Genomic DNA, 24445 nt, shown 5'->3' on the forward strand with positions numbered 1-24445 from the left:
AATTTATCATTCCTTAAAAAATGCTTTTTTATAATGCTTAGTTTTTGTTTTAGTTTTTCTATGTGAAATATGGATAATTTCTTTTTGCAACTTTTTCTTACCCTTTTCTACAACTTGACTATATGCAAACTTTTCTAAATGATGTAATAATCCAGTACCAAATAAAGTATTAACACTAAATTTTAAACCAACATTTTTAAATGATTTGTTAATATTTTCAATAGGATTATTAATAACATTTACTACTTTATGATAAGTTCTAATAGTTCTAAATATTTCTCTATATACTTTAAAACTATCTCTAATTACTTGTTGCACCACTGGTGGAGCAAATGCTATTGCTTTTAATCATTTATTACGATTAATACCATAACCAATGTATCAACCACTATATCAACGATATCAATGAAATGGATGTATTTGAATAACAAAAGTTTTTGCTTTAAGAATACTATCAACAACTGTAATTGGTTTATATTTAGGATTGCGATGATAAATAGTAATTGCACATTTATCTAATGACAAAGGTTGAATTTTACAACCCATAAATACTGGTGAATTTAATGGAATTAATTGTGCGTGTTTAATTGCTCTTTTTTCTGCACTAGTAAATAAATCAGTTGCTTTTTCTTTTAATTTCTGAATTTTTTCAAATACTTGTTTTTCTAACTTTTCAAATTTTTCTTGTAATTTATATATACTTTCTCGTATTTTTTCAAAATATGGTGTATCTTTTCAAAATTTATTTAAACCTTTTTTTAAATAAAATCTAATATCAAAATATTTAAAAGTTTGATTTGCTTTTAAAACAAGTTGATGAATAACATTATTTTTAAAATTAAATTTAATAGCATTAGCACGAATTTTTTGTAAATCTAAAATTAAAGTTTTTCCATATCTATTTTCTGTATGTATTGTATGAACTAAATTTAATCAATCATGTTGATTCATTTTTAATACTTCTTTTAAATCAGTATTAAATTTTTTTAAAAAGTTATTTGCTTTTTCAATATCTTTAATTTTAAATTTAGGAGTTAATTGTGGACTTAATTTTATTAATGTATTTTGTAATAATAAGTGTTCTATTAATTTTTCTGTTTCTAGTTTTTGAAAATTATTCTTATATTGTCTTTCAGCAACATAACCTAAATCTCGTAATACTGTTTCACGATTAGGAGTAAAACTATAATTCATTAAATAACGTTTATTACCAATAATTTTATCTGTTAAAATTTCTTTTCCACTTACTTGACTAATAATTTCTTGTAAGTTTTTTGCTTCTTTAATACCAACTTGTTCTAATGTTTTAGTTTTTTGTGCTAACTTAATAAATTTAGTTGTACGATAACCACGACTAATTTTATTAAGTCCAGCAAATGCTGGTAATATATTAAAAAAAGTATTTAATGGTGTTACATTTCCTTTTAAATAATCATAAACTTGATTAATAGTAAAATCAGTTAAAAACTCTACACCAACAGCACTAATACTAGCAATTAAATCACTTGCACCTAATCCAAGGGCTACACTTTCACTTAATCCACCAGTAAAAGGAGCAAGTGCTACTGCTATAACTTGTACACCAATCATTTCTAAAATTTCTCATCAAAAACTTTTATTTTCTTGTTGTTTACTTATTCTAGTATGTTTTGGTTTATTTATGTTTAAAAGTATTGCTGTACTAGTTGTACCGATTAACATAATATTAATTTCCTTTATTTAAGAGTTATTTTAATTGGATTTGTTGAACCTTTATAATTTAAATCATTAACATTTGAAGAAATAACTATGTATAACTCACCCGCTTTTTGTTTTTGATTACTTACATTAGTTTTGCCTTGTGCATCACTAAAATATTTAATAGTTGGATTTGTTAAATTAGGATTTAATGATTTAAGTTCATTAGTACTTTTTATTTGTGTATTTAATTCACTATTATTGTTATTAACATTTGCAGTAATATCAGTTGTTAAACTTGTAATTTTAGTTTTTAAATCAGTTTTATCAGTATTAATAATTCCACATGCCATTCAACGTGATGTTGTTTCATTATTAGAAATATAAGGTATTGCTTGACCTGTAACTTCTCCACCAACTAAATACATTCTTCCAACTNTGTTGATCGGTTTAGTTGAAGATGTTGGCAAAGATATCTAATTGAATATTGGTTTTTGCTATCATCAATAATTTGAATTTTTTGTTTGATATTTAACTTGTTAATTACTAATGCTATTTGTTTAATTTTATCCATTATTAAAAATCCTTTCATGTCAAAATTAGTGTTAATTGTATAACACAATTGTTTTTCGAATACATTCAAGTTTTTTTTAAATTAATGGTCTAGTAAAAAGGGCTAAGTAGCGCTGCAATTGTTTCGCCAGCAACAGCTTCTTCTGTAATTTCTTTAATAATTTTATCTGTATCAGCATATCCGACATCTATTCTTTTACTCTTATCATTTCATTGAAGAACTTTAACTTTTGGGTCTTTTGGTTTTTTAACTATAAATTCAATTCTTGTTGAATTAACCATTTCGATAGGAAAAAAACTTGCCCATGGACTATTTGATTGTTTAAAAAATTCTATAAATTCTGGTGCTTCTACTAATTTTTCGGTATTATCTAAATTTTGTTTGAATGGTACTGCCATTTTTTATTTTCCTTCCTTATAATTTATTTTTATTTTTATAATCCAATAAAGCATTTTTTATTGAATTTGGTTGATTTGTTATTATTGTTTGTGGTTTGCCACCTGTATTAATTGTTTCTTTAAATACTGGTTGTTCTTTAATCATTTTTTTAATAGTTTCTTCAATTTTTGAATTTTCTAGATTAGTTGTTTTAAATTTTAAAAAATCATAAAATTCACTTTTAACTTGATATTTTTTAAATATATTAATGATTTCTTTTTCTTTAATTTCTTGATTAAGTTTATTTAACTTATTTTCTGCTTCATTAACTTTATTTTCTATTTCTTGTGAAGAAGCATTATTTTCAGTTAAAGGTTCAGTTGTTTGTTGAACATTATTTTCATTTTCTAACATTTACATTACCACTTTTTTATTTATTTTCTTTATTAATCTTTTCATTTAATTTTGCTAATTTTTTTTGATGTTTGATAATTTTGTTATTTGCTCTAACATGTTTTGGATTTGTAATAAATCGTTTAAATCAAACAATTAATTCTCTGCAAATTAATGTTCCTACACTTGTTCCAATAATGATTAATTCATGCAATAATTCTTTCATTTCAATATTTTCCTTTCAATTATTTATTTTTTAATTATTCGTCAAATTGACCACCATTAATTCTTTCAACCATTGACTGATAATTACTTATAATAGTTACTAATAAAGAAATTTCTTTATTTAATTGTTCCATCCTTTCTTTATGTATTTTTATTTCGTGATTATAATATTCAATTAATTTTTCTTTATTCATAAATTACTCACCTCCTTTATAAACTGTCATAATATGTAGTTGGTCTATATACTGGTGATATTCTATCTACAACATCATTAATTAATCTTGCATTTTCACTAGTAAATGTTGTTTCTTGCATTTCTTGAATATGATTAGTTGTTTCCATTGGTAGTAAATTATGGATTATTTCACTTGCACCAGCAATTATGGTAGGTACTGCATAAGCATTATTAAAATCATTATTAATACCCATTGCTACACCACTAGAAATTAAACAACCACCAGTAGCCATATTACAAATCTTTCTTATTGTTTCAAATCTATTAGGAATTAATTCAGTTAATCCACTGATAAGATTTGATATACCATAAGCATTTAAACTAATATAAGTATCTCAATCCATTAATGACTGATTTTCTTGTTTATTTAATAGTAATCATGGAGGACCTTCTGTTGTAGTTGTAGTAGTTATTGGAGTTGGTGTTGTTGGAATAATAGGAGTAATATTATTTTCACTTCATTTACTATAATTTGCTAATCCAATTGTTCCTAAACCTAATAATATTTTTTTAGAACTATTAATTAATTTAGTTTTAGTATTTGGTCTTTGATTTAAATTTCAAATATCTAAACCTAATTTTTTACCAAATAATAAACTATTAATTGAACCTAATACTGGATTTACAATTACTTGACCATAATAAGCACTTGTACCAATCATTGCACAAATTGGACTTATTCCAGTTCTAATTAATTTAATTAAAGTATAATTTGATTGATTTTCTATATTTGGCATTTTATTCTCCTTTAATTTCTAATTTTTTAACTGTTACTTTAATTCAACCTTGATAAACATCATTATCACCAACTATTAATGCAACATTACTTTCTGGGTCCGAAACAATTATGTGTTTAGATTTAACATTTGCGTATTGTCTTAAAATCATTGCTCTAATATCATTACTTGTATGAATTGCTTTTGGAAATGGTGATAATATTTCAATTTCATCTTTATTTTCAAACAAAGTAGGTAATATTATCATTAGTCAAATTCTCCATTTTCAATTCTTTCTTTTAAAGAAAAGACATATTCTGTATAAGTTCTATGTGGATTTTTATCATTTATAATTTCATCGATATCTAAAATTAATTTTTCTTTATATTCATTAATATATTTTTGGGCAATTTTTCTTCTTATATTTTCAACTTTTATCATATGTTTATCACAAAAATATCTTACTTGAACATTATCTTTATCTAATTTTGTTGGTAAATTATTACAATTTGTTATATGTTTACCAAGTTCATTAACTTCACTAAAACAACATGGTATATTTTCTTTATTCATTATCAATGTCTCCTAAATTTCTTCAACTTCTTCTATTTCATTTATTAACTGATTCTAATCAACAACTATTACAGGTATTGGATAAAAAGTTTTCTTTTACTTTATTGCACATAGAACATTTATCTTCATATTTCATATTATTTCTCCTTATTTTCAATTTGATTAGCAATTTCACTTAATATTTTTAATACTTTATATTCATTTTTTAATTCTTTACTAATAAATATTAAAAATATTATTAGTGTTATGCTTGTTATTAATATTGGTACTATTAATAAAATTTTTCATAATATCATTTTTTACTCTTTTCATTTTTTAAATCATTTAACATTTATTGAACAAAATGCACGATAGGAATATTTAAAGTATTAAAAATTTGACCAGTTACTATAATTTCATCGTTTTTGTTTAATAAAATACAGCGTCTATAAAATTTTGGGTTGTTAAAAATTAAAGTAACATAGTTTAATCCATTTCATTGACCTCTAACACTATAATATAATTCTTTATTACCTTTTTCGTAATATTTTGCTTCAATACTGTTACTGATTTTTAGTGTTAATTTGACATAATTGGCTTTATCTTTCATTTTTATAATTCCTTAAATAATTATCAAAAATTAATATTTTTTTATGATTTTTTAAATAATATTGAATATGTTTATAAGCATCTTGTTCATGTTTTGTTAATTTTATATTTCCTTTATAATTTTCTATTTTAGTTTTATTTTTTGGTTGACTTTCTAGATAATCTCAGTTAAAAACATCTTGTACTAATACCATTAAAGCACCAATAATTTTAGGAGTTGCTAATGGATTAGTTAATAATTGTTTTGAACTTAAAAAGAAATTTTCTACAATAACTAATATTTTTTTATCAATAAATTTTTCTTTAATTAATTTAAATTTTTCTTTATACATATTTTTAGTTCATAAAACAGTTAATGTACTGAATGTTTCATTAAAAACAATATTATTAGTTTCATTTGAATATATAACTATTCCGTTACTACCAATTCCAGCAGGGTCAATCCCAATAATTAAGTCATATTGCATTAATTAAGTTAACCTCTAATAACTGTTTTAATAATTTCTAAATCACAATTACATCAACAATATTTACATTCTTCAATAAATTCTTTATGACCACAAATTAAATTATCTTTTTTTAAATCATCAATCAGTTTAATTAGTCCTATTTTAAATTCAATATTATCACTGTCCGTTATGCAAATTGTTCCTCTTTTACTTAAGTATTCTTTATCCATATTTATACCTCCTACTTAACCTAATATTTAAAATACAGTCATAACAAATCGCTTTACTATTTTTATCTCTTAAAAAATATTTTCTTGTTTTTATATCATTAGTATTAAAGAATAAATAATCTAATTTATTTTGTTTACATGTTCAACAAAAATACTTTTTCATTATGAGTTGAAATTTCCTTATAAGAAGTAACTAAATAATTAATTGGTAAATCATCATGTTTATATGGATTATTTATTTTAAAACCTTTTCTGTTTTCTTCTCACGTAATGTTATATTTAAAACAAGGATTAGTAATTTTAGTTTTGTTATCTGTTATTTCACCGATAAATCAACTATTATGCTGTTCATAAAATCTTAATGGTTCAAGTTTTATATCATTAAGATAATATTCTTTTGGAGCGGTTGGTTTATTAACAGTTATTTTTTGGTCTTTAATATATGGTTCTAATAATTTTATTAATTCATTACCACTTAATTCTCTTTTAATATTGTCTAAATTAAAAACTCAATATGTGTAACTGTTATCAACAATAAAAGAAGAATTATTTTTAATCATTCATTTTGGAAGCGATAATTTATATTCAACATAATCAATAAGAATAGATTGTGATTTATCTTTAACAATTTGTTCTTTTTTAAATTCTATTTGCATAATAATTCTTTCCTAATATGTTCTGTTGCTTCTAGCATAAAGAACATATATTTTGATTTTTAGATTATTAATAATACTACTATTCGTTTTATTCATTCCATGAAAACTGGGCTCAAAAATAAATTATGAAATTTTAAAAAACATTGAGGCATTCGATTCAATATTTATTTAATTTGCATTTAGCAAATTAATATTTTAATTGAACCGGTCCCGCTCAATTTTTTTTACAAGTTTGAAATTTATTTTCTCGCCCAAAAAAATTTTTCAAAAAAAATAAAAAATAAAAGCAACACTTGCTCACTGAAGAGTGGCAAGGTTGGTTAAATAAAGAATAGAATTAATACAATAGGTCCCTATAACAGGTCTATATATACTAGTTTCCAATTCGCTCCCACCCCAAGAATTACCATTAAATGGTTAGTATATTTTATTAGGTATCACTACTCCACTTTTTCTTTATCCATGCAAGTCCACATGTTCTAGCTACTATTTTTAACAACTGTGTTGTAGTTCACTTTTTTAGTTCCCTAACACTTGTTGATAATAGCGTTAAAGACGGTTATTAATTATTAACTTCTCCTACTTGGTCACTGCGTGTAGTAGATATTTAAAGGATGTTAATAATAAAAATTTTAAAATTTTACAATTACAAAAAAAGACAAGATTATTTCTTGTCTTTTTCCTTGTTAATAATTTTTATTTTATCTTTTAAATGTATATTTTTTAAAATACGTCGAATATAAATTTAAATTTAAGGGTAAAAGAGAATTTAATTTGTCTATCATCATTTTTAAATGGTAATATTGGAAATAAGTTACTGATATGATAATTAATTATTTCGTAAATTTGACAACCGTCCTTAATAATAATTACTTAAATGGGGAGTAGGGGGTTATGTGAAAATTTTATTAAAAATAATTGATTGTTTGAACCCAATTTCTATTTTTAAAAGTATTAAAAAGTATATAGAAAATAGAGCTAAGATTGAAGCAAAATTAATTGATGCTACTTGCTACTTAGCCCTTTTTACTAGACCATTAATTTAAAAAAAACTTGAATGTATTCGAAAAACAATTGTGTTATACAATTAACACTAATTTTGACATGAAAGGATTTTTAATAATGGATAAAATTAAACAAATAGCATTAGTAATTAACAAGTTAAATATCAAACAAAAAATTCAAATTATTGATGATAGCAAAAACCAATATTCAATTAGATATCTTTGCCAACATCTTCAACTAAACCGATCAACATATTATTTTGTAAAAAACAAACAAAACCCTATTAAAAAAGAAAAAAATCAAATTAGTAATTGTACACATAAATATCAAGAATTATGCCAACTTTTACTTGAATTTCATTTTACAAGAAAAGGACAAATTTATGGCTATTTACGAATTTTTTCAGCATTTAAAGAATGATTAAAACAATACAAACATATTATTTTAAATCTAGAATTATCAACAAAACAAATGCGAAAAATTATGAAAGATCACAATCTTCAAGGATTAAAACAAACTAAAAATAACTATCCTAAAAACAAAAAAAATCCAAATAAGTGAATACCTACAATGGATAAAGTAAACAAAGATTATAAAAGTACAACCTCTTCAAATCAAATTTGATCAATGGACACTAAACAAATAAATACTAAAGAAGGTTGATTATATCTTTTTGTAATTATTGATTTTTATTCAAATAATATTGTAAGCTATAATACATGTTCAAACAAATCCTATCAAGATTTAATCCTTCCTGCACTTGAAAAAATAAATCAACAATTCTCTTGAAACCAAGTAAAAAACGTTATTTTACACTCAGATAACGCCAACGAATTTTATTGTCAAGACATCACAAATTGAGCTGCTGATAAGCAAATAATTTTAAGCAAAAAACAACCTTATGATATTGGTGGCAATGTAATATCTGAAAACTGATTTTCTCATTTATCTCAAGAATGACTACCTAAAGGTTCAAATCAATATTTTTCTCTCAATGAAGCTATAAATGATGTAAACCAATATATTATGTTTTATAATTACGAAAGAATACATTCTAAATTTCTAAAACCACCAATTTCACAAATAAAAATTTAAAACTGTCTATCCAAAAGTGGTCCAGTATTTAGGGCTAACCACCGTCAAAAGTCATTGCTAATAATTGATGTGAACTTAAAGTATATTTTTCAGCAAGTTGATCATTTTTAAGAATATAAACTTTTAATTCATTATTTTTTTCATTATAAGTTCCAACATAAATTGTGCCATTAGGTGTTGTAATTAGTGATTTTATTTTATAATAATAATTAAGTAAATTTATTTCTTCAAAAGATTGACCATTGTCACTTTTATAAACAATACCTTCACTATTAACGGCATAAGTTTGTTCCCCCTTAAAAGTTAAACTATTAATTTCACCAGTAGTGCCTGTCATTTTGTTAAAGCTAATTTTAGAAACATTGTTTTTATTTAAAAAGTAGTATTTTGATTGCTATTAATTATTTTATTATTTGATAATATCATCCCTAAACTTGTAACAGTGGTAACTAATAATAACAATTGTTTAAATTTCATTTTTATTCCCTCCTTTTTTAAAAATTAAATTAAGATTTAGCAAAAATACATTATTTTTTGTATTTGTTTCTTGGTAAATCTTAATTTAAGTTTATATTTGCAAAAAATAATATACAATAAAAAATCTAAAAAAATGTGAATTACAATTACACTTTATCAAAATTATATATGTAATATGTATTGTTTGCCTTTATTTATATTGTGATTCTTAGTTAGTTATGGTATTCTATTATGGTATTCTATATTAAAAGATGGTCTTGTAAGTGAGGTGTTTGTTATGTTAAATTTAGATTTTGTTGGACCTCACGGCATTACTGATACTTATGGTGGATGGTTTCATGTTTATGCATTTGCTATTATGTCAGGTATTTTTGCTTCAATTATTGCTTCTTGAGTAAAATTTAAACGTTATCGTGTTCCTACTGATTCTTTAGCATGATCAATAATATTTATTATTCCTGCTTCATTATTTGGTGCTAGTTTTCTTGGTAAGGATGATCCTGATAAGTCAATTACTTTTTTTGAAAAATTTGCATTTTGAAAACCAGGGATGTCTATTCATGGTGGTGTTTTATTTGGCATTATTGCTGGTGCAATTATTTTTTACTTTGTTGGTCGTAAGTATAAAATATCATTATGAATATATGGTGATTTAATTATTCCTAATATTTTATTAGGACAGGTATTAGGACGTTGAGGTAATTTCTTTAATCATGAATTACTTGGTAACGTTGTAAGTTATGATTCATTATCATGATTACCTGCTTTTATTCGTGATAATTGTTTTAAATTAAATCGTGGACCAAGTGGTACTCCAGAAACTATTAATGGTGAAATTGTTTATCGTGCACCAATATTTCTTTATGAATCAATTGCTAATTTAGGATTATGATTAGTGATTACACTTGTTGTTCCAAATCTTGGTAAATGATTTGGTAAAAAGCCATGAAAAGTAGAGCCAGATAAGTTTCAATTTGATTTTAAAAATAATTTTAAATACTGAGGAAAAATAACTTTTAATCCAAAATATTGAAATAAAGTAAATCATGACCCAAAACATTTGATTTGAACTAAAATGTGAAATGAAGTTTACTATTATAATCAAGTACCAAAAAATGTAGTAAATAAAGCATTAGCAGAAGTCAAACCTTCCGGTAAGAGAATTAATGATTATATAAATAAAAGCAAAAAACTTTATGAAATAAATAATTCACATCATTATCGAATGATGCATGCAGGTGTTCAAATGGGACTTTACTTTTTTGGATGAAATTTAATTAGATTTATTTTAGAGTTACAGCGCCCACCAGAAGATTTATTTTTAATTAATCGTCCAATCCTTGATTATACAATTTTATTATTGATTACTTTCTTTGGCCTGTTTCTAGCAATATTTGCACAATTTGTTGCAGCAAAATATTTACGTAGCGAAGGATGAACATATGAAAAAGAATATTAATAATATTCTTTTTTTATTATTAAAATAATTATTATAACAGAAAATAAACTATTAAATAGATAATATTAATTAGATTTGGTGTTTTTGTTATAATATTAATGTATGAGGTGAAATTAGTGTTAGCAGTAGTAAGTGATGATAGTAGTACTAATACCATTAAGTTTTTAGGTTTTGAGATTCCAATTACTACTTTTTTATATTCAATGGGTGGGTTAGCACTTTTGATTTTTCTGTTATTATTATCAATTTTATTAATAATGTATTTACGCAAAAGGATTTCTATTAAAGGATACTTAAGTTTAGAAGAAAAAGATTATCAATTTGAAGATAAAATTTTGGAAATTGAACATGAAATTGCCAAATTACAAAGAAAATTTTATTCAAGTAAACATATTTCTAAAAAGACAAAAAAATATTTTAACTAATTAAATGTAGGTGATGTATATGTCTAAAATAAAATTTAAATTATTTGATAAATTTTTTTCACAAAAAAATAGGTTATCAGATAAAGAAGGTTATCAAAAATCAACTAATAATAACACTTATTTTAGCAATGTTGTACCACCAATTAATAAAAATAAAGAAAATATTCATAATTCTGATTTTAATGAAAATGATTATAATGAAAAAAAATATGATGGTAAAAATATACAAGTTACTAGTTCTTATATAATACCTTTACAAGAAAAAAAGACAGTGCCGATCAATGAAAACTTTACTAAAGAAAAACATATGTATTATGATCAACCACAAACATTTAATACTATGGAAATAGTTAGTTATAAAAATAGTTTTAAAATTCCAAAACCAATTAGCAGAGAAATTAAATCAGAGAAGCTAAAACAATTGATTTTATTATTTATTGGTGTTATGACATTAATTATTGCTTCAACTTTTATTGGTTTATATTTTGGTATGATTAACATAAAAATTATTCCTCATCCTGTAATTACTATTCCATTAGCGATTATTGCTCTTACTATTATTTTAATTAATATTATTGAATTTGTGACATTAAGAAGAGAAGTGGATTTATATATTGAAAGAACATTAAAAGGGTCACTATTACCTCCTAATTTTATAATTAGAAATTATCGTAAAATTCATGCTAACTTGATAATTATTAATTGAATAAGTATTAGTAGTTATATTGTTCTTGGTATTATTATTGGCATTATGTTTTTGATTAGTGGTCAGAAATTAACTTTTATTATTCAAAAATGAACAGTTAATGTTCCTGATATTATTAAAGATGCAATAACTTTAACAATTATTTTAGGTGTTATTTTCTTTATTCATATGATTAATATTGTTATTTTTAAATTTCGTAAACGTAATATTATAAGTTATTATGGCTATGAAATTATTAATCCACAAGAGTTAAATCAATATAAAAAAAAGATAAATAGAATATGTATGATTATTACTATTGGTTTTACTGCTTTAATATTTTTTGCAATTGTTATTCCAATATTTGTATTAAAAAGAAGAAAGAAAAAGTAAAAAAATATTGAATATTATTTATATATAATTAGAGTGTGTCATTAAATAAAATATTTTATGTAATAAAGATTATTTTTAAATAAAAACTAATTTGTATTATGTAAATATTTTTTTATTAAATAGTTAAATTTAAAAAAATAAGTATTTATTTACAATATTTAATTAGTTAATAACTTTTTATAAATTTAATGTATTATTAACTTGTATAAAATATTGAATCCAAAAACACGGTTGAAAAAGTGGAGCAAAACAAGGAGCAAAAGCTATAACAAAACAAACAATTAAAAAAATAATGTTGGAAATGAAGAATTATTTAAAACATAATTAGGTATTTTTTTGGATACTTTTAACTTTAAAATTGTAACTATTAAATATTTTAAAAATAATTCAGTTTTTATTAACCAACATTTATTGCATTTTCTGATTTTAAAAACTAAACTATTTTTTAACTACTTAAATTTTTAAGTAGTTATTGGGAAGGAAAAAAAGGAGGTTTTCAGGATGAAAACATTACTAACAACCTTAAGTATGTTCACACTAGCAACTAGCAGTGTCACTTTCAGTAGTGCTATTAACACTACTTTCCAAAATAGCAAACTAATTACTAACAACCAACAACTAAACCACCAAGATACTATTTATCTTGACAAGAATGGCAATAAAGTAACAACTAATAAAGTAAATTTATCAGAAATAGACACTAAAGAGATTATCCAAATTGGTTTTTTTCAAAATCAAATAAACAGAAACACAAGTTGTCAGAATGCCAAGAACCATTGAAAAAGTACCAACTCAGTTACCATCAGCAATCACATCATTAAAAAATATGTTCACTGCTGCCAGCAAATTTAATCAAGATATATCTTGTTGAGATGTTTCCCATGTCACAAATATGAAACTAATGTTTCTAGGTGCTATCGCCTTTAACCAAAACATTTCCCATTGAGATGTTTCAAATGTGACAAATATGGTGGGAATGTTTGACCTGACATTATTCAATCAAAGTATTAGTAACTGAAATACGGCAAAGGTAACAAATATGATGGGGATGTTTTTTTATAATAGCGCCTTTAACCAAGATATTTCGCAATGAGATGCACATGTCATAAACATGTCTTATATGTTTCTGACTGCTAAAGCATTTAACCAGGATATTTCCCCATGAAATGTATCACATGTTACCAATATGGACAGTATGTTTGAAGAAGCAACTAGTTTTAATAAAGACCTTTCCCACTGAAATATCAATCAAGTAATAGAACATGATGATTTTGATAGTGATGCTGGCTTTGATAGTCTTAGTAAATTACCACATTTTAAAAAATAAAAATCAACAAGTAATTTAACAATAATTTTTGACAAAAAATAACAAATGTTGCAAATTATTTCTTAATAAAGATAGATAACGTAGTTTTAATTAGGTTGTCTATCTTTTTAATTTTCATCATCAATTTTCAAGACAGCACGAAATGCTGTTGCTGGTAATTAAATATTACCAATGGCTTTCATTTTCTTCTTTCCCACTTTTTGTTTTTCTAACAATTTCTTCTTTCTAGTATATGATTTAGCAGTTACATCTTTCCATACTGCTTGCACTGTTTGTCTAGCAATCACTTTATTACTAATAGAAGCTTGAATGGCCACTTCAAAATTTTGTTTAAGTGATGAAGAAAATTTAAAAAAACAACTTGCAGAAGAAAATCAAAAATGTAAAGAAACAATGGAAACAAAAAAAGATTAAAAAAATTAAAAAAACTAATTCTTTAAAGAAAGTAAATAAAGAACTAAATACTAGTATAGATATTTGAAGTCAAAGATTAAAAAAATTAAAAAAACAATTTAATGATTATGAAAATAAGCATGGAATGAGTTTAAAACTTAAAGAAATAAATATTAGAATAATAACATTAGAAGCAAAATTAACTGCACTTTTAGAAAAAAAATAAATTTAAAATCAAATGATATCGTGAATTACGAGGCTTTTTAGTAATCTGTGTTTCTTTGTTTTACAAAGTACTAGTTCAGATTAATTCTGTCTTCAAATTTTATCATAAAATACAGCAATTGCTGTATTTCAATTTTGAATAGGCAATGTTCATTTTTTTGTGATATTTTCAATTGCTAAGTAAAAAATTTTAAAAACTGCCATATCATTAGGAAAAACTTTTTTATTTCTAATAACTTTTCGTAATTGGCTATTAACAGATTCAATAGCATTTGTAGTATAAATTACCCTTTTAATTTCTGCTGGATAACTAATAAAAAGCATTAAATTTTCTCAATTTTTATATCAAGATTTAGCAATTTGTGGATATTGTTTATTTCATTTATTTTCAAACGATTCTAAAGCTTGAATTGCTTGTTCTTCACTACATGCTGTATAAATTGGCTTTAAATCGATAACTAGAGACTTTCGATGTTTGTATGAAACATATTTTAAGCTATTTCTAATTTGATGAACTATGCATAATTGATGTTCAGTTTTAGGATAAACTGATTGTATTGCCTCTGACATGCCTGTTAAATTATCACTACAAGCAATAAGAATATCATTTAAGCCTCGATTTTTCATTTCTGTAAAATTATTTAATCAGAATTTAGCACCTTCATTTTCACTAATTCATAAACCTAAAACATCTTTTTTACCTTCTAAATCAACTCCTAAAGCTATATAAACTGATTTGTTAATAATACGTTTATCCTGACGTACTTTAACTACGATACAATCAAAATAAATGATTGGATAAACACTATCTAATGGACGATTTTGCCATGCTTTGACATCATCAATGACATCATCAGTAATTTGACTAATTACGCTTTCGCTAATATCTGCGCCATCATATAACTCTTGCAACTGCATTCTAATATCTGATAAAGTCATACCTTTTGCATATAGTGAAAGAACTTGTTGATCAAAACCATCAAATCTTCTCTGTCTTTTTGTGATTATTACTGGTTCAAAATTACTATTGCGATCTCTTGGTACATCAATTTCAATTTTACCTTGTTGAGTTATTAATTTTTTTGATGTTGTACCATTACGAACATTGTCATTATTACTGCGTTGATTTCTTTCGTGTCCTAAATAATTTTGCATCTCAGAATTCAACATTTTTTCTACCAATCGTTTAGTTAATTCTTTATATAAGCCTCCCTCTTTAAAAACTGTTGTTAAATCCTCAGTATTTTCTAATAATAAATCTACTGCTTTTGATATTGGATCATTGTTATTAAGATTATCTTTTTTAGCCATCTGTAACTCACTCTTTCTAGATATATAAATTATATTTACTAGAATTAATTAAACATAGTTATTTTTGTAAGTCACACAGATTACTAAACATTCCCTGAATTACCTTCTAAGTTTGAAGCAAGAGAATATGTTATTAATGAAAAAGATTTAGAAAATGCAAAAAAAATAGGAATCCCAATGTTATATGAAAAAGATCTTAAGCAATTATTAGAAAAATATAAAATTACAATTAAAAATAAAAAATATAAAATTGATAATGATAATGGTAGTATTGTTGTTGCTGGTGTCAAGAAATTTGATTTAAAATTAGGAAGTTATGGTGGTAGTTTTGAAATTCCTACTTTATTGCAAATTCTTAGTTTTTCTCAAAATGGTAATAGCAATATTCTAGTGAGTGGTAATAATGCTGTTAATGGTAATTAATCAGGATCATTATCAGAAAGTGGTGGTACTATTGATAGTGAACACGATAATGATGATAAAGAAACTTTATCAATATTTACTAGTTCAGAAACTTGTAATAATGGTATGTTAGATCAGACAATGTTAGAAACTAAAAATAATGTAGGTTTTTCTTTTTAATATTTTATAAAATATAGTCTATAAAATATTTTTATGAATATTATTTTTTACATTAGATTGATTATCAATTATTACCCATTCATCTTCTTTATTTATTTCTGATTTAGCATCATTTAGCATATCATATTGTTCTTCAACATTTATTTCTGACTTAGCATCATTTAGCATATCATATTGTTCTTCAACATTTATTTCTGACTTAGCATCATTTAGCATATCATATTGTTCTTCATCATTTATTTCTGATTTAGCATCATTTAGCATATCATATTGTTCTTCATCATTTATTTCTGATTTAGCATCATTTAGCATATCATAGCTACTTGCTACTTGCTACTTGCTACTTAGCCCTTTTTACTAGACGATTAATTTAAAAAAAACTTGAATGTATTCGAAAAACAATTGTGTTATACAATTAACACTAATTTTGACATGAAAGGATTTTTAATAATGGATAAAATTAAACAAATAGCATTAGTAATTAACAAGTTAAATATCAAACAAAAAATTCAAATTATTGATGATAGCAAAAACCAATATTCAATTAGATATCTTTGCCAACATCTTCAACTAAACCGATCAACATATTATTTTGTAAAAAACAAACAAAACCCTATTAAAAAAGAAAAAAATCAAATTAGTAATTGTACACATAAATATCAAGAATTATGCCAACTTTTACTTGAATTTCATTTTACAAGAAAAGGACAAATTTATGGCTATTTACGAATTTTTTCAGCATTTAAAGAATGATTAAAACAATACAAACATATTATTTTAAATCTAGAATTATCAACAAAACAAATGCGAAAAATTATGAAAGATCACAATCTTCAAGGATTAAAACAAACTAAAAATAACTATCCTAAAAACAAAAAAAATCCAAATAAGTGAATACCTACAATGGATAAAGTAAACAAAGATTATAAAAGTACAACCTCTTCAAATCAAATTTGATCAATGGACACTAAACAAATAAATACTAAAGAAGGTTGATTATATCTTTTTGTAATTATTGATTTTTATTCAAATAATATTGTAAGCTATAATACATGTTCAAACAAATCCTATCAAGATTTAATTCTTCCTGCACTTGAAAAAATAAATCAACAATTCTCTTGAAACCAAGTAAAAAACGTTATTTTACACTCAGATAACGCCAACGAATTTTATTGTCAAGACATCACAAATTGAGCTGCTGATAAGCAAATAATTTTAAGCAAAAAACAACCTTATGATATTGGTGGCAATGTAATATCTGAAAACTGATTTTCTCATTTATCTCAAGAATGACTACCTAAAGGTTCAAATCAATATTTTTCTCTCAATGAAGCTATAAATGATGTAAACCAATATATTATGTTTTATAATTACGAAAGAATACATTCTAAATTTCTAAAACCACCAATTTCACAAATAAAAATTTAAAACTGTCTATCCAAAAGTGGTCCAGTATTTAGGGCTAACCACCGTATTGATTGTAATAAATTAGAAAGTATTTCAGAATTAATTTCCCTCTCATTTGTGTTTAAAAATTTCATTTTTATGTTCCTTTCAAATCAAAATAAAAACCTATTTATTTACAAAAATAAATAGGATAAAAACTTATATTAAATTTTTACTAAATAAATATAGCATAATTTATATATTAATTGTTAATAAGTTATTTAAAATTTTTATAAAAAAGCATATATCCAAAAAAATATTGACTTTCGCGTTAAAGTTATATATATTACAAAATAGTATTTGAATAAAGCTAATAAATTATATATAGAGGAAGATATAAGATGCCATCAAAATTAGTAATCATGGAATCTCCAGTTAAAAGTAAAGCAGTACAATCATATTTAGGCGATGATTATTTAGTGTTATCTTCGGATGGACACATTCGTAATTTAGCAATTAAAGGTCAATATGGTTTGGGAATTGATTTAGAAACTTTTGAACCAATTTACAAAATTGATCGCAAAAAAATGCCAAAGGTAAAAGAATTAAAAAGTAAATTAAAAAGTATTACTCATGTTTATCTAGCAACCGATCATGATCGCGAAGGAGAAGCAATTGCTTATCATTTAGATCAAGTATTAGCAACAAGTAATATATCATCACGAATAACTTTTAATGAAATTACTAAAGATGCAATTTTAACAGCATTTAAATCTCCACATAGTATTGATTTACCATTAGTTCGTAGTCAAGAAGCAAGAAGAATGGTTGATCGTATCATTGGTTTTCGCTTAAGTAATCTATTACAAAAGAAGATCGGTTCACGTAGTGCAGGGAGAGTACAATCAGTAGCATTAAAATTAATAGCAACAAGAGAACGCGAAATTATTAATTTTATTAGTAAAGAATTTTGAACAATTAATAGTACTTATCAAAAAAAAATAATATTAAATTGTGAAAAATATAAAGAAGAACTGTTAGTTATTAATAATGAACAAGAAGCAGTTGCTATTAAAAATGCATTAAGTGATAGTTATCAAGTAATTTCTGTTACTGAACAAAATCGTAAGCGTAATTCATTAAATCCATTTACTACTAGTAGTTTATTACAAGCAGCATCAACACAATTAAATTTTAGTACTGCTAAAACAACGCTTATTGCTCAGCAATTGTATGAAGGAATTGATGTTAATGGAACACTTACTGGATTTATTAGTTATCCTCGTACTGATTCAATACGTTTAAATGATAAATTTATTGAAAATGCCAAAACATTAATTGTTAATGAATATGGTGAACAATATCTTGGGCAGAAGAAAGAACAGACTAATAAAAAAAATGTGCAAGATGCTCATGAAGCAATCAGACCAACTGATTTAACAATGAATAATAAACGTGCTATTGATTTTTTAAATAAAGATCAATTAAAACTTTATAATTTAATTTATTTTCGTGCCCTTAGTTCATTAATGGCACCAGCACAATTAATTAGTACTACTGTTTTATTTAAAAATAATGATTATCAATTTCGTTTAACAGGACAACAAATCAAGTTTAAAGGATTTTTAATGCTTGATGTAGAAAGTCTTGAAAATGAAGAACTTTTAGTTTTACCAAAATTTGAAAAAAATCAAATTATTAAAGTTGAGTCAGTAAATTTACAGCAACACTTTACTAAACCAAAACCAAGATACACAGAAGCTAAATTAATTAAAACATTAGAAGAACTAGGAATTGGTCGACCATCAACTTATAATCCAATTATGAACACTATTAAAGAACGCGGTTATGTTATTATTGAAAATAAGTCTTTTAAAGTTACTGAGAAAGGTCTTTTAACTAATGATAAACTTCAAGAGTTTTTTTATGATATTATTAATGAGACATATACTTCACAAGTTGAAACTCAATTAGATCAAATTGCTCATGGTAATTTTGATATGCATCAAGTGGTAAAAGACTTTTGAGTTAAGTTTGAACCAAGGATTGATGATGCTTTTGATAAAATGACTGAGTTTAAAATTAAACCGGTTTTATTAGATCAAGATTGTCCACTTTGTGGTGCCCCACTTGTACAAAGAACAGGAAGATATGGTAAATTTAACGGTTGTTCAGCATTTCCAAAATGTCGATATATTCAAAAACAATTAGAAAAAATTAAACCTTGTTTAGTATGTACAGATGGTTGAATGGTTGTTAAATCTTCAAAACAAAATCGAAAATTTTTAGGGTGTACTAATTATCCAAATTGTAAACATGTTGAAAAGTATCAAGAAATAACTTCTGATAAAGAAGTAAAGTAGGTGAAACGCATGTTAAAAGATTATATATTATTAATAGATAAACCTTCATTTATGACATCACAAGATTGTCTTGTTGTTATTAAAAAACGTTTGAAATTAAATAAAATTGGTCATACAGGTACGTTAGATCCTTTAGCAACAGGACTAATGATAGTACTTGTGAATGAAGCAACCAAAATTAGTGATTTTATTTTAAAAAGTGATAAAGTTTACATTGCAAAAATGCAACTATTTTTAAAAACCGACACCGGCGATATTACTGGTAAAATTGTTGAATCAAAACCACATCTTGATTTAAAAGAATCAGAAATTGTTAAAGCACTTGAATTTTATAATAATCGTCAATATGAGCAAATAATTCCTGCTTATGCAGCAGTTAAAATTAATGGTAAAAAACTTTATGAATATGCTCGTGAGAATATTCGTGTTGAATTACCAAAACGTAAGGTTTATATTAAATCTTTAAAATTAATTAGTTTTAATAATGATTTAGTTACTTTTGAAGTAGTATGTTCAAAAGGAACTTATGTTCGAGCTTTGGTTACTGACATTGCTAGAATTTTACATACATCAGCAACTTTAACTTATTTGAGAAGAATTCATCAATCGGGTTTTGATTTAAGTAATGCCCTAAATTTAGATGTTATTAATGAAGAAACAGTTAGTAAAAATCATATTAGTATTTATGATGGTGTTAAAAATATTATGCCAGCGATTGTTGTTGATAATAGTAAAAGTGTTATTGATGGTAAACATTTAGTTATTGATAGCACTAATGAGCCATATGTTTTAGTTGTTAATTCTGAACATTTGCCATTAGCTATTTATCGTAATCAAAAAAATAATTTATATGTAAGCCAACGAGGTTTTAAATGTAATGAAGATATTAAAATTGAAAAATCTAAATATTCAAAATCAAAAATTGATGTCTAAACCAATTATTGCTTGTTGAGGTTTTTTTGATGGTATTCATCAAGGTCATCAAGCCCTATTTAAACAATTATTAGTTAATTCAACAATAAATAATTATCAAACATGTATTATTAGTTTTGATAGAAAACCACAAAGTGTAATTAGTAATAAAAATAATGAGGTTTTATTAAGTAATCAAGATAAAATTAAAACAATTGCTAAATACAATTTTGATTATTATTGGGAAATTAAGTTTAGTAAAGAAATAGCAACACTTTCACCAGAGGAATTTATTTCGTGATTATTGGCAAATAATGTTAAAGCAGTAGTTGTTAACCCAAATATTAGGTTTGGTTATCAAGGGCAAGGTAATATTAAAACATTACAACAATCTTCATTACAAGTTTATCTTTGTAATGATATTATTGTTAATAATAACAAAGTTTCTTCAACTTATATTAAACAACTTTTACAAAATAAAGATATTAGTAGTGCTAATCTTTGTTTACAACAAGAGCCATATACAATTAGTGGTAAAGTAGTTCATGGTATTAAAGAGGCTAGAACGATTAATTTTCCAACTGCTAATTTATCGTTATTAACAAACTATGCATTACCGGGTCTTGCTACTTATATTACGCTTACTGAAGTAGATAATAAATGATATCAAAGTATGACAGTAATTATGTTACGTAATAATAAGCCGTTAGTTGAAACTTACTTATTAAACTTTAATCAAGATTTATATGGAAAAATCATTAAAGTTAGATTTTTAGATTTTCTTCGTGATAATTTAAAGTTTACTAATTTAGATGATTTAAAAAAACAAGTCGATAAAGATTTAATAGAAACAATTAAATATTTTGCTAATTCTAGTAGTAAATTATTAAAGCCATAATAATTGTGATATTCTTTATATTTACAATAATTATTAACATTATAAATACTATTTATTAAAAACTATTTCCAATAAAATTTAATTTTATTGTACATGCTAATGAAAAAGAAAAAAGGGAGTAAATAAATAATGAAATATTGAGTAAAAGAATTTATAAATCAAATAAAAGATAATAATGAAATTTGCGCAAACTGTCATTATAAAGAAAATTTACAAAAAAATATTACTTCAAATGATAATTGTCAAATTGTAAATGATGAAAGAATGCCATTGTTACAAGAACACGCTTCAAATAATAAATGTATAGTTATTGAAATAGAATCAAACATTTCAGCTGTTAATAATATAGTAGAAATAAATTTACAACGAAAACAAATTGAACAAAAAAAACAGACTACTAATAAATTACCTAATTATGGGTCAATTTGTTAAGAAGTTAAAACTACATAATCAGGCTTAAAATGATGAATTATTTAAATAACTTATTTTAATAGATTAGTTAATTTACTTTCACTAATTTCTTTATATATGTTTAAATTAGTTTGTTCGTATAAATAACAAGCTCAATAATATCAAATTAAATTTTGATAATTCATTCATTTTTTAGCAATAATTATTTGTTCATTATTTAAATTAAAACAATTAAATCAAGTATTAATTTCGGTTTCAGAAGTTAAACTTTCAGAAGCAAAAGAGGCAATATCAAATAATTCGTCGTTTCAACAAGCAAAATCTCAATCAATTAAATATCAACAATTATTTTTTTTAACAAAATTATTTAATGTTAAATCATTATGAGATAAAACAATTGTTGTTGGTTGATAAGTAGCAATTCATTTGATTACCTCACTGGTTATTTTTTCTAAGCAAGGATTACTAGTAGTTAAATTACAGTATAAATTAAGTTGTTCTAAACCTTTTCAAGTTTTAATTAATGATTTATTATCAAATTTAATATTATGTAGTTGTTTTACCAATGATGAAATTTGTTCTAATATTTGTTTATTAATTATTTGTTCGCTTAAATTAATTAAATTATGATAATATGGCATTAAGGTTAATAGTTTATTATTATTAATATTGACTTCATTAATAAGTAATGTAAATTTTTTTGATTTAATTAATTTAATAACATTAATTTGATTTGTAAAATTCAAAAAAGGTTGCAAAATATCTTTAGATTGTTTTAAAAAAAATGTTTATTTACTAAAAATAAGTCATTGGTTAAACCTTTTGTTTTTAATAGCTTTAATTGATATGGTGGTTTAATAGTTTTAAATTTCAAAATGACACCTCTATTTTGCTTGTATTGTCCGTAATAAAATTATACAATTTATTAAATAAAAAATATTGAAAGTAAGTGATAGTATGTTAAAAAAAGGTTATATTCATATTTATAAAGGCGAAGGAAGAGGTAAAACCTCAATTCTTAATGGTATGGTAATTAGAGCATTGGTTAATAATCTTAATGTTAGTTACTTACGTTTTTTAAAAAATCGTCCTTCTGGTGAAATTAATTTTTTAAAACAAAATACTAAACTTAAAATTGAAAGTTTTTATGAATCTTCGCAAAATTTTTTTTGAGAAATGGATGAAGAAGAAAAAAATAAATTAAAACAAGAAACTAATTATGATCTTACTAGATTAAAACTGTTAAGTCAAAGTGATAATACTGATCTTATTGTTGTTGATGAAATTTTAGGGTGTATTCAAAATAATTTGATTAAAGAACAAGACTTAATTGAAATTTTAAAAAATAAAAAATCACATATTGAAATTGCATTATCTGGTAGATATGCATCTTTTGCCTTAGAGCAATGTGCTAATTTAATTAGTGAAGTTAAATCAATTAAACATTATTTTGAAAAAGGTCAAATTGCTCGTGAAGGGATTGATTATTAATGACTGCTAAAACCTTATGGTTTGCATCTAATAATATCGGTAAAATTAATGAATTAAAGAGTATCTTACAGACAAAGGGATATAATGTCAAATCAATGTTAGATCTTAATTCTCCTCTTGAAATTAATGAAACAGGTACATCATTTATTGAAAATGCAATTTTAAAAGCAACAACACTTGCAAAATTAGTGAATGGTCCTGTAATTGCTGATGATTCAGGGTTAGAAATATTAGCTTTAAATAATTTTCCTGGTATTAACTCAGCACGATGAAAGGGTGAAATGTCCTATCATGATGCAATGTTAGACATTTTAGAACAAATGGAAGGTGAAACTAATCGTGCAGCAGTATTTATTTCTGCTATTGCTTATGTTGATTTTGATCATAAGATTACTAAAGCATTTATTGGTAAACTTGAAGGTGAAATCACTACTGAGATAAAAGGTAATGATGGTTTTGGTTACGATCAAATATTTTATGTTCCAGTAGTACATGCTACTTTAGGTGAATTGTCATTGGCAGATAAAAATAAAATTTCTCATCGTAATTCAGCAATTCAGCAATTATTAACATTTTTACAAGAACAAAATTAGATAGTTAAAATGAAAATAAAAAGGATGATTTAATTATGCCACAATCATTAACAGATTCATAATTACCATTATTAACTGATAATAACAATAATAGGACGTATTGCAACCTTAGTTAGATTTAATAAAAACTTAAATGAGAGATAAAACTCTCATTTTTAATTGTTAAACAATTATAATTAATTATTTTATTAAACCAGCACTTTATTAAAGTAATTAATTATTACATAACTAAATAAAAAATTATTTAGGCTATTGTGCTGGAATTAACCAATAGTAATTTTTGTGTTGCTCTTTTAAAATTTGATATTTTTTTCTCCCCC

Annotated in this window: 31 protein-coding genes and 2 pseudogenes; 14 read left to right on the forward strand and 19 right to left on the reverse strand. The window is 24.1% G+C overall.

The features are described 5' to 3' along the window. Positions 1 to 3: 3 nt before the first annotated feature. The 14 genes from SPIRDC1_RS03245 to SPIRDC1_RS03320 all read right to left on the reverse strand — a co-directional run bounded on the left by SPIRDC1_RS03245 (position 4) and on the right by SPIRDC1_RS03320 (position 6694). Positions 4 to 1701 (reverse strand): hypothetical protein, encoded by a 1698-nt coding sequence (locus SPIRDC1_RS03245; protein WP_174480517.1) that lies wholly within the window; start codon positions 1699 to 1701, stop codon positions 4 to 6. Between the two features lie 639 nt (positions 1702 to 2340). Continuing rightward, a complete protein-coding gene (locus SPIRDC1_RS03260; RefSeq protein WP_174480520.1) occupies positions 2341 to 2649 on the reverse strand; it encodes a hypothetical protein in 309 nt (102 codons plus the stop codon). Between the two features lie 16 nt (positions 2650 to 2665). Continuing rightward, complete coding sequence (locus tag SPIRDC1_RS03265; RefSeq protein ID WP_174480521.1) at positions 2666 to 3043, reverse strand: hypothetical protein; 378 nt, start codon at positions 3041 to 3043, stop codon at positions 2666 to 2668. 16 nt (positions 3044 to 3059) lie between these two features. Next, the gene (locus SPIRDC1_RS03270) at positions 3060 to 3248 is read right to left on the reverse strand and encodes a hypothetical protein (RefSeq protein WP_174480522.1); all 189 of its coding nucleotides are present in this window, start codon (positions 3246 to 3248) and stop codon (positions 3060 to 3062) included. 34 nt (positions 3249 to 3282) lie between these two features. Further along, positions 3283 to 3441 carry a hypothetical protein gene (locus SPIRDC1_RS03275; RefSeq protein WP_174480523.1) on the reverse strand — a complete coding sequence of 53 codons (159 nt, stop codon included), beginning with the start codon at positions 3439 to 3441 and terminating at the stop codon, positions 3283 to 3285. A gap of 16 nt (positions 3442 to 3457) precedes the next feature. Then, positions 3458 to 4219: a hypothetical protein gene (locus tag SPIRDC1_RS03280; RefSeq protein WP_174480524.1), complete on the reverse strand. Its 762-nt coding sequence runs from the start codon at positions 4217 to 4219 to the stop codon at positions 3458 to 3460. 1 nt (position 4220) lies between these two features. Further along, the gene (locus SPIRDC1_RS03285) at positions 4221 to 4466 is read right to left on the reverse strand and encodes a hypothetical protein (RefSeq protein WP_174480525.1); all 246 of its coding nucleotides are present in this window, start codon (positions 4464 to 4466) and stop codon (positions 4221 to 4223) included. Further along, complete coding sequence (locus SPIRDC1_RS03290; protein WP_174480526.1) at positions 4466 to 4771, reverse strand: hypothetical protein; 306 nt, start codon at positions 4769 to 4771, stop codon at positions 4466 to 4468. The genes SPIRDC1_RS03285 and SPIRDC1_RS03290 overlap by 1 nt, the downstream gene beginning before the upstream one ends. Then, positions 4764 to 4907, reverse strand: a complete 144-nt coding sequence (locus SPIRDC1_RS03295) for a hypothetical protein (protein ID WP_174480527.1) — start codon at positions 4905 to 4907, stop codon at positions 4764 to 4766. The genes SPIRDC1_RS03290 and SPIRDC1_RS03295 overlap by 8 nt, the downstream gene beginning before the upstream one ends. Position 4908: 1 nt before the next feature. Beyond that, positions 4909 to 5067: a hypothetical protein gene (locus tag SPIRDC1_RS03300; protein ID WP_174480528.1), complete on the reverse strand. Its 159-nt coding sequence runs from the start codon at positions 5065 to 5067 to the stop codon at positions 4909 to 4911. Between the two features lie 35 nt (positions 5068 to 5102). Next, positions 5103 to 5360: a hypothetical protein gene (locus SPIRDC1_RS03305; protein WP_174480529.1), complete on the reverse strand. Its 258-nt coding sequence runs from the start codon at positions 5358 to 5360 to the stop codon at positions 5103 to 5105. Continuing rightward, positions 5350 to 5826 (reverse strand): hypothetical protein, encoded by a 477-nt coding sequence (locus tag SPIRDC1_RS03310; RefSeq protein WP_174480530.1) that lies wholly within the window; start codon positions 5824 to 5826, stop codon positions 5350 to 5352. Before SPIRDC1_RS03310 ends, SPIRDC1_RS03305 begins: the two co-directional genes overlap by 11 nt. An 8-nt stretch (positions 5827 to 5834) precedes the next feature. Further along, the gene (locus SPIRDC1_RS03315; RefSeq protein WP_174480531.1) at positions 5835 to 6038 is read right to left on the reverse strand and encodes a hypothetical protein; all 204 of its coding nucleotides are present in this window, start codon (positions 6036 to 6038) and stop codon (positions 5835 to 5837) included. A 134-nt stretch (positions 6039 to 6172) separates the two neighbouring features. Beyond that, on the reverse strand, positions 6173 to 6694 hold the full coding sequence (locus SPIRDC1_RS03320) for a hypothetical protein (protein WP_174480532.1): 522 nt from the start codon (positions 6692 to 6694) through the stop codon (positions 6173 to 6175). Positions 6695 to 7590: 896 nt separating this feature from the next. On the opposite strand from SPIRDC1_RS03320, the gene SPIRDC1_RS03325 reads away from it, so the two are divergent. Further along, complete coding sequence (locus tag SPIRDC1_RS03325) at positions 7591 to 7740, forward strand: hypothetical protein (protein ID WP_174480533.1); 150 nt, start codon at positions 7591 to 7593, stop codon at positions 7738 to 7740. Between the two features lie 58 nt (positions 7741 to 7798). Beyond that, on the forward strand, positions 7799 to 8794 hold the full coding sequence (locus SPIRDC1_RS03330) for an IS3 family transposase (protein WP_174479968.1): 996 nt from the start codon (positions 7799 to 7801) through the stop codon (positions 8792 to 8794). A 34-nt stretch (positions 8795 to 8828) separates the two neighbouring features. Here SPIRDC1_RS03330 and SPIRDC1_RS03335 read toward each other — a convergent pair whose 3' ends face one another. After that, positions 8829 to 9131 carry a hypothetical protein gene (locus SPIRDC1_RS03335; RefSeq protein WP_174480534.1) on the reverse strand — a complete coding sequence of 101 codons (303 nt, stop codon included), beginning with the start codon at positions 9129 to 9131 and terminating at the stop codon, positions 8829 to 8831. A gap of 417 nt (positions 9132 to 9548) precedes the next feature. On the opposite strand from SPIRDC1_RS03335, the gene SPIRDC1_RS03340 reads away from it, so the two are divergent. From SPIRDC1_RS03340 to SPIRDC1_RS03355, 4 genes are all read left to right on the forward strand, one after another. Next, complete coding sequence (locus SPIRDC1_RS03340) at positions 9549 to 10730, forward strand: prolipoprotein diacylglyceryl transferase (protein ID WP_174480535.1); 1182 nt, start codon at positions 9549 to 9551, stop codon at positions 10728 to 10730. Positions 10731 to 10846: 116 nt separating this feature from the next. Continuing rightward, the gene (locus tag SPIRDC1_RS03345; protein WP_174480536.1) at positions 10847 to 11155 is read left to right on the forward strand and encodes a hypothetical protein; all 309 of its coding nucleotides are present in this window, start codon (positions 10847 to 10849) and stop codon (positions 11153 to 11155) included. A 19-nt stretch (positions 11156 to 11174) separates the two neighbouring features. Then, the gene (locus SPIRDC1_RS03350) at positions 11175 to 12233 is read left to right on the forward strand and encodes an MSC_0882 family membrane protein (protein WP_174480537.1); all 1059 of its coding nucleotides are present in this window, start codon (positions 11175 to 11177) and stop codon (positions 12231 to 12233) included. 763 nt (positions 12234 to 12996) lie between these two features. Then, on the forward strand, positions 12997 to 13560 hold the full coding sequence (locus tag SPIRDC1_RS03355; protein ID WP_174480538.1) for a BspA family leucine-rich repeat surface protein: 564 nt from the start codon (positions 12997 to 12999) through the stop codon (positions 13558 to 13560). 158 nt (positions 13561 to 13718) lie between these two features. Here SPIRDC1_RS03355 and SPIRDC1_RS03360 read toward each other — a convergent pair. Then, positions 13719 to 13892: pseudogene (locus SPIRDC1_RS03360) on the reverse strand (hypothetical protein); the annotation flags it as partial. Between the two features lie 357 nt (positions 13893 to 14249). Further along, positions 14250 to 15489, reverse strand: a pseudogene (locus SPIRDC1_RS03365) (IS256 family transposase). A 177-nt stretch (positions 15490 to 15666) separates the two neighbouring features. On the opposite strand from SPIRDC1_RS03365, the gene SPIRDC1_RS03370 reads away from it, so the two are divergent. Continuing rightward, the gene (locus SPIRDC1_RS03370; RefSeq protein ID WP_174480540.1) at positions 15667 to 15912 is read left to right on the forward strand and encodes a hypothetical protein; all 246 of its coding nucleotides are present in this window, start codon (positions 15667 to 15669) and stop codon (positions 15910 to 15912) included. 177 nt (positions 15913 to 16089) lie between these two features. Here SPIRDC1_RS03370 and SPIRDC1_RS03375 read toward each other — a convergent pair whose 3' ends face one another. Further along, positions 16090 to 16383, reverse strand: a complete 294-nt coding sequence (locus SPIRDC1_RS03375; protein ID WP_174480541.1) for a hypothetical protein — start codon at positions 16381 to 16383, stop codon at positions 16090 to 16092. A gap of 120 nt (positions 16384 to 16503) precedes the next feature. On the opposite strand from SPIRDC1_RS03375, the gene SPIRDC1_RS03380 reads away from it, so the two are divergent. From SPIRDC1_RS03380 to SPIRDC1_RS03400, 5 genes are all read left to right on the forward strand, one after another. Beyond that, the gene (locus tag SPIRDC1_RS03380) at positions 16504 to 17499 is read left to right on the forward strand and encodes an IS3 family transposase (RefSeq protein WP_174479968.1); all 996 of its coding nucleotides are present in this window, start codon (positions 16504 to 16506) and stop codon (positions 17497 to 17499) included. A gap of 359 nt (positions 17500 to 17858) precedes the next feature. Continuing rightward, the gene (gene topA, locus SPIRDC1_RS03385; protein ID WP_174480542.1) at positions 17859 to 19820 is read left to right on the forward strand and encodes a type I DNA topoisomerase; all 1962 of its coding nucleotides are present in this window, start codon (positions 17859 to 17861) and stop codon (positions 19818 to 19820) included. Positions 19821 to 19829: 9 nt separating this feature from the next. Further along, on the forward strand, positions 19830 to 20753 hold the full coding sequence (gene truB, locus SPIRDC1_RS03390) for a tRNA pseudouridine(55) synthase TruB (RefSeq protein ID WP_174480543.1): 924 nt from the start codon (positions 19830 to 19832) through the stop codon (positions 20751 to 20753). After that, positions 20746 to 21630: a riboflavin biosynthesis protein RibF gene (gene ribF / locus SPIRDC1_RS03395; protein ID WP_174480544.1), complete on the forward strand. Its 885-nt coding sequence runs from the start codon at positions 20746 to 20748 to the stop codon at positions 21628 to 21630. The genes truB and ribF overlap by 8 nt, the downstream gene beginning before the upstream one ends. A 129-nt stretch (positions 21631 to 21759) precedes the next feature. Then, complete coding sequence (locus SPIRDC1_RS03400; protein ID WP_174480545.1) at positions 21760 to 22062, forward strand: hypothetical protein; 303 nt, start codon at positions 21760 to 21762, stop codon at positions 22060 to 22062. A 50-nt stretch (positions 22063 to 22112) separates the two neighbouring features. On the opposite strand, the gene SPIRDC1_RS03405 is transcribed toward SPIRDC1_RS03400, so the two are convergent. Further along, positions 22113 to 22682 carry a phosphotransferase gene (locus SPIRDC1_RS03405; protein ID WP_233214964.1) on the reverse strand — a complete coding sequence of 190 codons (570 nt, stop codon included), beginning with the start codon at positions 22680 to 22682 and terminating at the stop codon, positions 22113 to 22115. A 316-nt stretch (positions 22683 to 22998) separates the two neighbouring features. Here SPIRDC1_RS03405 and SPIRDC1_RS03410 point away from each other — a divergent pair, with 316 nt between their 5' ends. Both SPIRDC1_RS03410 and rdgB read left to right on the forward strand, forming a co-directional pair. Then, entirely contained in the window at positions 22999 to 23532 is a 534-nt protein-coding gene (locus SPIRDC1_RS03410) for a cob(I)yrinic acid a,c-diamide adenosyltransferase (RefSeq protein ID WP_174480547.1), read from the forward strand. Beyond that, entirely contained in the window at positions 23532 to 24125 is a 594-nt protein-coding gene (rdgB, locus tag SPIRDC1_RS03415) for an RdgB/HAM1 family non-canonical purine NTP pyrophosphatase (protein WP_174480548.1), read from the forward strand. The genes SPIRDC1_RS03410 and rdgB overlap by 1 nt, the downstream gene beginning before the upstream one ends. Positions 24126 to 24445 lie beyond the last annotated feature (320 nt).

Origin of the sequence: Spiroplasma endosymbiont of Danaus chrysippus, assembly GCF_902809815.1 — a bacterium.
Classification (GTDB): Bacteria; Bacillota_I; Bacilli_A; order Mycoplasmatales; family VBWQ01; genus Spiroplasma_E.